A 12,003-nucleotide genomic window follows, 5' to 3' on the forward strand; every position below is an offset into this window, starting at 1 on the left:
GAACGCAGAATAGTCACCTTGCAACTCGTGGATAAACTCGCTAAACTTGATGGATAGAGAGGTGTTCGTACGCATGAAAAAAGCGATTAAGCGATCTGTTAAAATGAGATTTCAAACGAAAATTTTTAATGGGGATCATAGTGATTCTTATGAGTTTACAACGCGTGGGGAGTTATTCCATAAAGGTAATCAAGATTATTTGCGTTTTGAAGAGGCGTTTTCAGAAAATGAGTCTGTTCAGACGACGATGAAGTGGGATGGTCGGGAGTTGATGCTGATCAGGCAGGGTTCCATTTTAATGCGCCAAGGTTTCATCGTTGGCGAAGAAACTCGTGGGCGCTATGTGACCCCGGATGCATCTTGGGAAACAAAGGCGCTTACTGATAAATTATTAGTACAATGGCCATCAGGTAAAACTCGTGGGAAAATCAAATTAATTTATAAATTTAAATTGCAAGATCAGGAAACAGGAACTCATGAAGTTCGGTTGACCTTAGAGGAGGATACAGAAACATGAATAGTGTAGAACAAATTAAGCAACAGCTGAAGGAAGAAATCATTGCTGCCATCGTTGAAGCAGGTTTAGCTGAGCGCTCAGAGGTTCCAGAAGTTATATTAGAAACGCCAAAGGAAAAAGCACATGGTGATTATGCAACCAATATGGCAATGCAACTTGCTCGAATTGCAAAAAAAGCACCTAGAGCGATTGCGGAGGATCTTGTTGCTCATTTAAATAAAGAGCGTGCATCTGTTGAGAAAGTAGAGATTGCGGGTCCTGGTTTTATTAACTTTTTTATGGACAACAGTTATTTACGTGAAGTAGTGCCAGCGGTATTACAAGCAGGAGATGGTTATGGTTCAACAAATGTTGGTGGCGGTAAAAGAATTCAAGTCGAGTTTGTTTCAGCTAATCCAACAGGAACTCTTCATTTAGGTCATGCTCGTGGGGCTGCAGTTGGTGATGCGCTTTGCAATATTTTAGCTAAAGCCGGTTATGATGTTGAACGTGAATACTATATTAATGATGCGGGTAATCAAATTAACAACCTTACATATTCGTTAGAAGCACGTTATTTTCAAGCGCTAGGTCTAGAGAAGGAAATTCCTGAGGATGGCTATCATGGCGCTGATATTATTGGATTTGGACAAGCGTTAGCAGATGAGCATGGTGATAAGTTTGTTCATGTGACCGAAGAAGAGCGTCATGCTTTTTTGCGTCAGTACGGACTTGAGAAAGAGCTTGAAAAAATTAAGGCAGACTTAAAGGAATACCGTGTGTCCTTTGATGAGTGGTATTCAGAAACGTCTTTATACGAAACAGGTAAAGTGATTGAAACATTAAATGTGTTAAAAGAAAAAGGTGAAACGTATGAAGAAGACGGAGCAACGTGGTTCCGCTCGACTACGTATGGTGATGATAAGGATCGTGTTTTAATAAAAAATGATGGAAGTTATACGTATTTAACACCGGATATTGCGTATCACCAAGATAAGATGAACCGTGGCTTTGAAAAGTTGATAAACATTTGGGGAGCGGACCACCATGGTTACATTCCTAGAATGAGAGCGGCAATTCAGGCACTTGGCTATCAACCTGAGCAGTTGGATGTGCAAATTATTCAAATGGTTAGCTTGTTCCAGGGCGGCGAGAAAGTGAAAATGAGTAAACGTACAGGTAAGGCGGTTACGCTTCGTGATTTAATGGAGGAAGTAGGTATTGATGCAACGCGTTATTTCTTTGCGATGCGTAGTACGGACTCGCAACTTGATTTTGATATGGATTTAGCAGTATCGAAATCAAATGAAAATCCAGTTTACTATGTGCAGTATGCTCATGCACGTGTATGCAGTATGTTACGCCAAGGTGAAGAGCAAGGATTCACGTTTGATGAAGCAACTGATTTAACAGCTCTTTCTTCGGTAAAGGCGTATGACTTGTTAAAGGCCATTGGAGACTTCCCTGAGGTTGTTGCAGAGGCAGCTCAGAAGCAAATGCCACACCGTATTACTAATTATGTTCACGATTTGGCGTCAACGCTCCACAGCTTCTACAATGCAGAACGAGTGATTGACCCTGAGCAAAAAGAAGCTTCTAGTGCAAGGTTAGCTTTAATGAAAGCAACCCAAACAACGATAAAAAATGCTCTAGCATTAGTTGGAGTGGAAGCACCAGAAAAAATGTAGTGAGTGAGCCTGCAGTTTGTTTGCAGGCTTATTTCCACTCCTTGAAAAGAATTACAGGTCTTAACTAATCGTTTTTCACGTATTCTAAAACTGTGTTGAATAAGGAGGAAATCTGATGACTGTTTTGATATGGATTCTGATTGTGGCGCTTTTTATTTTAAGTTTTGTTGGACTAATCTTTCCAATCATTCCTTCTGTAGCAGCTCTTTGGGGTGGCTTTTTACTTTATGTTTTTTTCATTGGAGGAAATTTATCTATATGGTTTTGGATTGGAATTGTGCTTTTAACACTAGTGATTCTCGGCTCTGACTTGATCGCTAGTCAGTTTTTTGTAAAAAAATATAAAGGCTCCAAATGGGGAGAGAGAATGGCTGCGATTGGAGTCATTTTAGGTTCTTTTATTTACCCGCCTTTTGGGTTAATTGTCGTGCCGTTTCTTTTAGTGTTCACGGCAGAAATGGTGACAAGTAAAAATGCTAACCATGCACTTAAGGTAGCAGTTGCTTCGTTGCTTGCTTTTTTAAGCAGTACTTTTGCCAAAGGTCTTCTTCAATTTATCATGATTACATGGTTCCTTATTGAAGTACTCTGGTTCGGATAAAATATCATTTTTCACACATAGTAAGAATAGAAAGAAGGGATATACATGCAAGAGGTTATACTTGCGCTTATTGCAGGTCTTGTTGTTGGTTTTTTCTTTGCACTCATTAAATTACCTATACCGGCGCCACCTGCTTTAGCTGGTGTAATGGGAATTGTTGGGGTGTATTTGGGTTATAAGCTTTATCACTGGATTTTACCGTTTATCCAATCATAAATACGAATAAGGAGCCTCGAGTTGCCTTATCTAAAAAATCAAAAGCTTCATTTGTATTATGAGATCATCGGAACAGGAACACCGATTGTGTTCATTCATCCTCCAGTTATGGGGTCTGAAACATTTCGTTATCAAAAACAATTAGCTGAAAATTATCAACTGATTTTTATCGACCTAATTGATAGTGGTCGAAGTTCCAAGCGGGTTGAGGAAACGAGTGTCCCTGATCAAGCAAAAATGATTCATGCTTTAGTAAGTGAATTAAAGTTACCGCCTGTTATATTATGTGGGTACTCCAATGGCAGTTCAACTGCACAAGAGTTTGCTCTATCGTATCCTGAGATGACAAAAGGATTAATTTTAATTGGTGGCTTCTCAGAAGTATCAACGTTCTTGTTAAATCAAGAATTCAATCTCGGTATTTTAGCCGCAAAAAATAAGATGATGAATCTTCTTTCGTTTGGGTTGCCGGTAGCGCATTTCCGTTCTAAGGATCATCAACGCGAAATGGCTCATTTTATTAAGCAGTCAGATGGACCGACGTTGCAAAGAATCTACGAAGATGGAAAAAGATACAAATCAACAGGTCGACTTAAACAGATTCAAGTGCCTGTTTTACTCATCTATGGAAAGCGCGATATCATTACGAAACCTTATGCGATGAAATTTTTTAAAGAATTAAAAGATGTGGACGTCATTTTAGTTGATGGGGTAGCACATCAAGTGCCTACGAAAAGACCAGATCAGTGCAATACGATTATAGATGAATGGATAAAACGAAAGAAGATCAACTAACGAAGGGCCAATACCAGAGAGAATGGTATTGGCCCTTTTGCTAGTTGAGTTAGGGTCACTATAATAACCCCGAAACAAGCTTAGCCACTTTTTCTTTTCCTTTTTGTGAAAGCGGACGATTTTGATAAGCCTCAATGGTCAGTCGCTCGGAAATGGATATATCATGCTCGAGCTCAGAAATGACTCCATGAATGAATTCACTATCATAAATAAGACAGTTGATTTCATGGTTAATATGAAAGCTTCGTTGATCGAAATTGGCTGTACCGATATCGGCTACTTGGTCGTCAACAATAACGACTTTCGCATGAAAGAAGCCGCGGTAGTATTGGTAGACGCTCACACCTGCTAATAATAAGTCTTCAAAATAAAGGAAAGAACCAGCCTTTACGAGTGGTTGGTCTCCTTTTTTAGGGACAAGTAGCTTTACATCTACGCCTCGCTTTGAAGCAGCAATTAACTCCTTTTGTAAGAGCTTTCCGGGAACAAAATAAGGTGTTCCGATCACTAATTTTCTTTTTGCTTGTTTAGCAAGATCAATAAACGTCTCTTCCAAATAAGTTCCGTCTGTTGGAAGAACTCGTAACGGAATAGGTCCCTGTTTCAAAGGCGGGTAATGAGATTCTTTCACCGTACACCTTTGCTTAGCGGTTTGCCAATCTTGTAGAAACTGTCCTTGTAAATCTTGAACCCCATCGCCGTCAAGACGAAGATGGAAATCTCGCCATGGTCCAAATTTCGGGTCTCTCCCTAAATACTCATCCCCAACGTTATAACCGCCGATATAGCCAACTCGTCCGTCAATGATAACGAGCTTTCGATGATTTCTTCTATTATAGGTGAAGAATATATAAGGAAATGAAGGTGGGTGAGAGTAGGCGAATCTAAAGCCAAGCTTTCGCATTTCTTTGATTTTCTTTTTTGGAATTTTGCAACCAACTCGGTCAACGAGTAAGCGTACCATAACGCCTTCTTTAACCTTATCTTCAAGTGCATTAATCACTTTTGAACCAATATGATCATCTCTAAATATATAAAATAAAAGATGAATGTGGTCGTTGGCCTGTTTTATATCTGCCAATAGCCTATTGTAAAAGTCTTCTCCAGTAGGAAGGAGGTCCACTTCCGAGTATCTAGTTTTTTGAATATGTCTTGTTGCCTCTTTTCGTTGCCTGCGTAAACCGAGTTTGAAATCAATTCGAAGCCAAATTAAAACCGCAACGACAGCGAAAAGAGTAATAATCCAACCATTCATAGCATAACCTTCTTTCTACAAGAGTGCTGTTTTAGATTGTTCAAAAAGCGCACTTATATCCTTTTTGAACAATCTGCAATGAGTTTTATTGTGATGATCATTGCTTTTTAATTAGCATGTACCATTTAAGTTAAGATCATGAGCAATTTTTTCTAAAAAAAATGAATGAAGATTCATTCAAGATGTGCTATAATAATTTTAACTTAAAAAATGAACTTAAAAACGGGCTTCACTAGCTCGGTCGGGACGAAAGGAGTCATACTTATGGAAGCGTTAACATGGGTGAATTGGCTTGTGTTCTTGTTGGTCACTGGTTATGCAGTGTATTTATTTCTTACGTTAGTGAAAACAAGATACGAGTATATTAAGTTGGGGAAAAAAGCAGAATTCGATCATTCATTAAAAGAACGCTTTGATGCGGTTTGGGTCAACGTGTTTGCACAGAAGAAACTAATGAAAGACAAAAAAAGCGGTATTATTCATATTATGTTTTTCTATGGGTTTTTAATGGTTCAGCTTGGGGCTATTGATTTGATTTGGAAAGGGTTAGCTGTTGGGACTCATTTGCCACTAGGCCCAATCTATCCTTTCTTTACATTCTTCCAAGAACTTGTTGTTGTCATGATTTTAATCGCTGTAGTGTGGGCGTTTCATCGTCGTTACATTGAGAAGTTAGTACGTCTTAAGCGTGGATGGAAATCAGGTCTTGTGCTTGTCTTCATCGGGGGCTTAATGACATCGAAGTTACTTTCGAAAGGGATGGAAATCATCTGGTTGGACAAATCTCTAACAGGATTTGAACCTATTGCATCAGGACTTGCAGTCGTATTTGGTTTTGTATCACCAGCTGTTGCGGGAGGATTATTCTTTGTGTTCTGGTGGATGCATTTGTTATTTTTACTAACGTTCCTTGTCTATGTACCACAATCGAAGCACGCTCATTTAATTGCTGGTCCAGTAAATGTGTTTCTTGGACGTACGCACAAAGTTGGGCAACTTTCTTCTATTAATTTTGAAGATGAGAGCCAAGAGGTATTTGGTGTTAATAAAATTGAAGACTTTAACCAAAAGCAATTACTTGATTTATATGCCTGTGTTGAATGTGGACGCTGTACAAATATGTGTCCAGCAACAGGAACAGGAAAAATGCTTTCGCCAATGGATTTAATCGTAAAAATGCGAGACCACTTGACTGAAAAAGGAGCTGCAGTCACGTCTAAATCGGCATGGCTTCCGGAATTTGCTTTCTCGAATACAAAAGCAAATCAATTAGCTTTACAAGGAGCTGGTGGTGAAGAAGCTGCAGCTGGTTATGATGTTAGTTTGATTGGTGATGTTATTACAGAAGAAGAAATTTGGGCCTGTACAACGTGTCGTAACTGTGAGGATCAATGCCCAGTTATGAATGAACATGTTGATAAAATTATTGATTTACGTAGGTATCTTGTTTTAACAGAAGGTAAGATGGATGCCGATGCACAGCGTGCGATGACAAACATCGAACGTCAAGGTAACCCGTGGGGCATTAGCCGTAAAGAGCGTGAAAACTGGCGTGAAGGTCGTGAGGACATTCATGTACCAACAGTGAAAGAAATGGAGAAAAAAGGAGAAGAGTTTGAGTATTTATTCTTCGCAGGTTCGATGGGATCTTATGACAAGCGAAGTCAAAAGATCGCTCAATCGTTTGCTAAAGTGATGAACGAAGCTGGCGTGACGTTTGCAATCATTGGAAATAAGGAAAAGAATTCTGGTGATACACCAAGACGTTTAGGGAATGAATTCTTATTCCAAGAGCTTGCAACAGCAAATATTGAACTGTTCCAAAAGCATAACATCAAGAAGATCGTTACGATTGATCCGCATGCTTACAATACATTTAAAAATGAGTATCCTGAGTTTGGACTTGAAGGCGTAGAAGTGTACCACCATACAGAGCTTCTTGCTAAGCTTCTTGAGGAAGGACGAATCAAGCCGAAATACGAAGTGAATGAGACGATTGTGTATCATGATTCTTGTTATTTGGGCCGTTACAATGAAGTGTATGAACCACCTCGTGAGATTTTACGAGCGATCCCAGGGGTACAAATCGTAGAAATGGATCGTAATCGTGAAAAAGGAATGTGCTGCGGTGCAGGTGGTGGCTTAATGTGGATGGAAGAAGACAAAGGTCAACGCGTCAATGTAGCTCGAACAGAGCAAGCGCTTGAAGTGAAGCCATCTGTTATCGGTAGTGGTTGTCCGTATTGCTTAACGATGTTAAGTGATGGAACGAAGGCGAAGGAAGTAGAAGAGGATGTTCAAACGCTTGACTTAGTAGAGATTTTAGAAAAATCTTTAATAAAGCAGGAAAACGAACTAGTCCACTAGAATAAAAAAGAAAAGGCTTTCATAAATTGATATCAAGCCCACTTCTAATAAGAAGAAGGGCTTGATGTTTGTTATAAATCTGAGCGAGCGTTCAGTCGGGTGATAAATAGAAGGAGGTAATGAGAATGAGAACGGTGATCGTAAGTGGGGCTAGAACGCCTTTTGCCAAATTTGGTGGGGTATTAAAAAGTGTAAGTGCACAAGAGCTAGGTGGCTTTGCAATAAAGGAAACATTAAAGCGAGCTAATTGGCCGGTGGAAAAAGTGGATGAAGTAATTTTAGGAAATGTGCTACAAGCTGGGCAAGGGCAAATTCCTTCACGACAAGCGGCTCATTCTGCTAACCTTCCTTGGGAAATAAAAACGGAGACGATTAATAAAGTATGTGCTTCTGGAATGCGGAGTGTGACGCTTGCTGATCAAGCAATTAGACTGCAAGAAGCTGATGTAATTATTGCTGGTGGAATGGAATCAATGAGTAATGCTCCTTATTATTTGCCAAATGCAAGATGGGGCGAGCGAATGGGCAATGGAAAGATGATTGATGGTCTTGTTCATGATGGGTTAACATGTTCGTTTCGCGGTGTTCACATGGGAACTTACGGCAGTGATGTCGCTCGTGAATTAGAGATTTCAAGAGAGCAACAAGATCAGTGGGCATTTGAAAGTCATCAAAAAGCAATCGCAGCGATTGAATCTGGCAAACTAGCAGAGGAAATTGTGTCAGTACCTGTACAGCAGCGAAAAGGTGATCCAATCATCGTTAGCGCAGACGAAGCACCTCGTAAGGATACGTCGCTTGAATCGTTAGCGAAACTCAAGCCTGTGTTCTCAAAAGATGGGACGATCACAGCGGGGAATGCACCGGGTGTGAATGATGGTGCCGCTACTTTATTACTGATGTCAGAAGAGAAAGCGAAAGAAGCAGGTATTGCTCCATTAGCGACAATTGTTGCTCATACCGCTTTAGCGACGAAGCCTGAAGATTTTCCGAAAACACCGGGACTTGTCATCAATCAACTTTTAGAAAAAACAGGGTTAACAGTAGGTGAGGTTGATTTATTTGAAATCAATGAAGCCTTTGCAGCTGTTGCTTTAGCGAGTCAGCAACTAGCTGGGCTTTCACCGGAGAAGATCAATGTAAATGGAGGAGCGGTTGCATTAGGTCATCCGATTGGGGCTAGTGGTGCGAGGATTATTTTAACGCTTGCTTATGAATTGAAACGTAGAGGCGGCGGTTTAGGCATTGCAGCGATTTGCAGTGGTGGCGGTCAAGGAGACGCAGTGTTAATAGAAGTGTAGAAGGGAGAGTTAAAGATGGAAATTAAAAAAGTGATGGTCATTGGAGCGGGACAAATGGGATCTGGCATTGCTCAAGTTCATGCAATGGCTGGAATGAAAGTGATCCTGCATGATTTAAAAGAAGAAGTAGTGGAGAGAGGTCTCGCTCAAATAACGAAAAATTTAACGAGACAAGTTGAAAAAAATCGGATGACAGAAGAAGAAAAGCAAACAGCCTTAAGCCAGATTGAGCTTTCAACAGATTTACAAAATGCAAGTGAGGTTGACATTGTCATTGAAGCAGCCATTGAAAATATGAAAATAAAATCTCAACTTTTTACTGAGTTGGATCAGATCGCGCCTGCTCATACCATTTTAGCAACGAATACATCCTCTCTTCCAATTACGGAAATTGCGGCAGCAACGACACGTCCTGAAAAAGTAATTGGCATGCATTTTATGAATCCAGTGCCTGTGATGAAACTGGTTGAAGTGATACGAGGCTTGGCGACAGCGGATGAGGTATATGAAGTTGTGCGAGCGTTATCAATGAAATTAGGCAAAACACCTGTTGAAGTAAATGATTTTCCGGGTTTTGTTTCGAATCGCATTCTAATGCCAATGATTAACGAGGCTATCTTCACTGTATACGAAGGAGTAGCGACACCAGAGGCGGTTGATGAGGTGATGAAGCTTGGAATGAATCATCCGATGGGTCCTTTAACTTTAGCTGATTTTATCGGACTTGATACATGTCTTTATATTATGGAAACGTTGCATGAAGGATTCGGAGATGACAAGTACCGCCCGTGCCCACTGTTACGTAAATATGTGAAAGCAGGTTGGTTAGGAAAGAAAACGGGACGCGGTTTTTATCAATATGAGTAGCTAGTATAGCATCAAAGAAAACATAAAAAACGCTTTTCTCATGTTGAGGAGGTGCAAGTGATGAACTTGCGATTTACAGATGAACAAGAAATGATGAGGAAAATGGTTCGTGAATTTGCAGTAAAAGAAATAACGCCTTTTATTCCAAAAATGGAGGAGCAAGAAACGTTTCCAAGGCCCATCATTCAGAAAATGAGTGAGCTAGGGTTAATGGGTATTCCGATTCCGGAAAAGTACGGCGGATCGGAGATGGACTTTACTTCTTACATTATTGCGATTCATGAATTATCAAAAGTGAGTGCAACAGTTGGAGTGATTTTATCTGTTCATACATCAGTCGGGACGAACCCTATTCTCTACTTTGGCACAGAAGAACAAAAGCAAAAATATGTGACAAAGCTGGCAGTTGGATCTTTTTTAGGTGCGTTTGGTTTAACGGAGCCAGGAGCAGGGTCTGATGCGGCAGGATTAAAAACGACAGCTGTAAAAGAAGGTGCAAGCTACAGAATAAACGGATCAAAAGTATTTATTACAAACGGTGGTGAAGCGGATACGTATATTGTTTTTGCTTCGACTACTCCAGGCATTGGTGCGAAGGGAATCTCTGCATTTATTGTCGAGAAAGACGCTCCGGGCTTTTCAATTGGCAAACAAGAGAAAAAAATGGGCTTGCATGGATCTAACACGACAGAACTTATTTTTGAAGACGCACGTGTACCAGTTGAAAATTTACTTGGGCAAGAAGGAGAAGGCTTTAAAATTGCGATGTCCAACCTTGATTATGGTCGAATTGGGATTGCGGCACAGTCACTAGGTATTGCTGAAGCTGCTTTTGAAGCATCTGTTGCGTATGCCAAAGAGCGCAAACAATTTGGCAAATCAATAGGGGTACAACAAGGAATTGCCTTTAAACTCGCTGAAATGGCAACGAAAATTGAGGCAGCAAGTTATTAACATACCGTGCTGCTAACTTAAAAGATAATGGGATTCGCTGCGGACAAGAGGCTTCCATGGCAAAATTGTGGGCGTCAAGAACAGCAGTTGAAGTTGCGATTGAAGCCGTTCAAGTGTTTGGCGGCTATGGATACACCAAAGAATATCCAGTTGAACGGTTTTTCCGTGATGCGAAAGTATGTGAGATCTACGAAGGAACAAGTGAAATTCAAAGAATGGTGATTAGCAAACAGTTATTGTCAGATTAAGGGGGATGTACAATGAATTTCTTATTAACAGAAGAACAAGAAATGATCAGAAAAATGGTGAGGGATTTTGCGAAAAAGGAAGTAGCTCCTACGGCTGCAGAGCGTGATGAAGAAGAACGCTTTGACAGAGAGATTTTTGACAAAATGGCGGAACTCGGTTTAACGGGCATTCCTTGGCCGGAAGAGTACGGCGGAATTGGGGCCGATTATATGAGCTATGTTATTGCGGTTGAAGAATTGTCACGTGTTTGTGCGTCAACAGGTGTTACTCTTTCTGCTCATACGTCACTTGCGGGTTGGCCGATTTTTAAATTTGGTACAGAAGAACAGAAGCAAGTGTATTTACGTGCCTTAGCGGAAGGGACAAAGATTGGGGCATACGGCCTTACTGAGCCCGGTTCAGGATCTGATGCTGCAGCTATGAAAACAACAGCAGTTCTCGATGGAGATCATTACGTATTAAATGGCTCAAAAATCTTCATTACAAACGGTGGAATTGCTGATATTTATGTTGTTTTTGCTGTAACCGATCCGGCTGCTCGTCATAAAGGGGTAACTGCCTTTATTGTTGATGCGGACACACCTGGATTTTCAGTTGGGAAAAAAGAACATAAGCTAGGGATTCGCTCCTCTCCGACTACAACGATTTTGTTTGAAGAGTGCCGCGTCCCTGTAGCGAATCGTCTTGGTGCAGAGGGAGAGGGCTTTAAAATTGCAATGATGACACTTGATGGCGGCCGTAACGGAATTGCTGCACAAGCAGTAGGAATTGCTCAAGGCGCCCTTGATGCTTCAATTGACTATGTAAAAGAAAGAAAGCAATTTGGAAAGTCGATTGGGCAAATGCAAGGGATTGCGTTTAAACTTGCAGACATGGCTACGAAGATTGAAGCAAGTCGTTTACTAACGTATCAAGCGGCATGGAGAGAAAGCGAAGCACTTTCTTACGGCAAAGAATCAGCGATGTCCAAACTATTAGCTGGAGACACTGCAATGGAAGTGACTGTTGAAGCGGTTCAAGTATTTGGTGGATATGGTTACACGAAGGAATATCCAGTTGAACGTTATATGCGTGACGCAAAAATTACGCAAATTTATGAAGGTACGAACGAAATTCAACGCATTGTTATTTCGAAAATGTTATTAGCGGAATAACTTTTTCCCGTAAAACTAGTATTCTAGTAAGATCTACTCTCGAATAATTGAGAAAGTATA

10 protein-coding genes and 1 pseudogene are annotated in these 12,003 nt (G+C 40.5%); 10 read left to right on the forward strand and 1 reads right to left on the reverse strand.

The features are described 5' to 3' along the window. Positions 1 to 73 precede the first annotated feature (73 nt). The 5 genes from JCM9157_RS02805 (at position 74) to JCM9157_RS02825 (ending at position 3,796) form a co-directional block, all read left to right on the forward strand. Positions 74 to 517 (forward strand): YwiB family protein, encoded by a 444-nt coding sequence (locus JCM9157_RS02805; RefSeq protein WP_035661920.1) that lies wholly within the window; start codon positions 74 to 76, stop codon positions 515 to 517. Then, positions 514 to 2,184 carry an arginine--tRNA ligase gene (gene argS / locus JCM9157_RS02810; RefSeq protein ID WP_035661923.1) on the forward strand — a complete coding sequence of 557 codons (1,671 nt, stop codon included), beginning with the start codon at positions 514 to 516 and terminating at the stop codon, positions 2,182 to 2,184. The genes JCM9157_RS02805 and argS overlap by 4 nt, the downstream gene beginning before the upstream one ends. Before the next feature lie 115 nt (positions 2,185 to 2,299). Beyond that, the gene (locus JCM9157_RS02815) at positions 2,300 to 2,785 is read left to right on the forward strand and encodes a DUF456 domain-containing protein (RefSeq protein ID WP_035661926.1); all 486 of its coding nucleotides are present in this window, start codon (positions 2,300 to 2,302) and stop codon (positions 2,783 to 2,785) included. Positions 2,786 to 2,830: 45 nt separating this feature from the next. Further along, positions 2,831 to 3,001 (forward strand): XapX domain-containing protein, encoded by a 171-nt coding sequence (locus tag JCM9157_RS02820; protein WP_035661929.1) that lies wholly within the window; start codon positions 2,831 to 2,833, stop codon positions 2,999 to 3,001. 21 nt (positions 3,002 to 3,022) lie between these two features. Further along, positions 3,023 to 3,796, forward strand: a complete 774-nt coding sequence (locus tag JCM9157_RS02825; RefSeq protein ID WP_035661932.1) for an alpha/beta fold hydrolase — start codon at positions 3,023 to 3,025, stop codon at positions 3,794 to 3,796. Positions 3,797 to 3,854: 58 nt separating this feature from the next. Here JCM9157_RS02825 and cls read toward each other — a convergent pair whose 3' ends face one another. Then, the gene (gene cls / locus JCM9157_RS02830; RefSeq protein ID WP_035661934.1) at positions 3,855 to 5,051 is read right to left on the reverse strand and encodes a cardiolipin synthase; all 1,197 of its coding nucleotides are present in this window, start codon (positions 5,049 to 5,051) and stop codon (positions 3,855 to 3,857) included. 264 nt (positions 5,052 to 5,315) lie between these two features. On the opposite strand from cls, the gene JCM9157_RS02835 reads away from it, so the two are divergent. The 5 genes and pseudogenes from JCM9157_RS02835 (at position 5,316) to JCM9157_RS02855 (ending at position 11,943) form a co-directional block, all read left to right on the forward strand. Continuing rightward, positions 5,316 to 7,418 carry a (Fe-S)-binding protein gene (locus tag JCM9157_RS02835; RefSeq protein ID WP_035661936.1) on the forward strand — a complete coding sequence of 701 codons (2,103 nt, stop codon included), beginning with the start codon at positions 5,316 to 5,318 and terminating at the stop codon, positions 7,416 to 7,418. A 125-nt stretch (positions 7,419 to 7,543) separates the two neighbouring features. After that, positions 7,544 to 8,719: an acetyl-CoA C-acetyltransferase gene (locus JCM9157_RS02840; protein ID WP_035661938.1), complete on the forward strand. Its 1,176-nt coding sequence runs from the start codon at positions 7,544 to 7,546 to the stop codon at positions 8,717 to 8,719. Between the two features lie 15 nt (positions 8,720 to 8,734). Then, on the forward strand, positions 8,735 to 9,586 hold the full coding sequence (locus JCM9157_RS02845; RefSeq protein ID WP_035661940.1) for a 3-hydroxybutyryl-CoA dehydrogenase: 852 nt from the start codon (positions 8,735 to 8,737) through the stop codon (positions 9,584 to 9,586). A gap of 60 nt (positions 9,587 to 9,646) precedes the next feature. Then, positions 9,647 to 10,788, forward strand: a pseudogene (locus tag JCM9157_RS02850) (acyl-CoA dehydrogenase). 12 nt (positions 10,789 to 10,800) lie between these two features. Then, a complete protein-coding gene (locus tag JCM9157_RS02855) occupies positions 10,801 to 11,943 on the forward strand; it encodes an acyl-CoA dehydrogenase (RefSeq protein ID WP_035661942.1) in 1,143 nt (380 codons plus the stop codon). Positions 11,944 to 12,003 lie beyond the last annotated feature (60 nt).

It is taken from the genome of Halalkalibacter akibai JCM 9157, assembly GCF_000513135.1.
GTDB lineage: Bacteria > Bacillota > Bacilli > Bacillales > Bacillaceae_D > Halalkalibacter > Halalkalibacter akibai.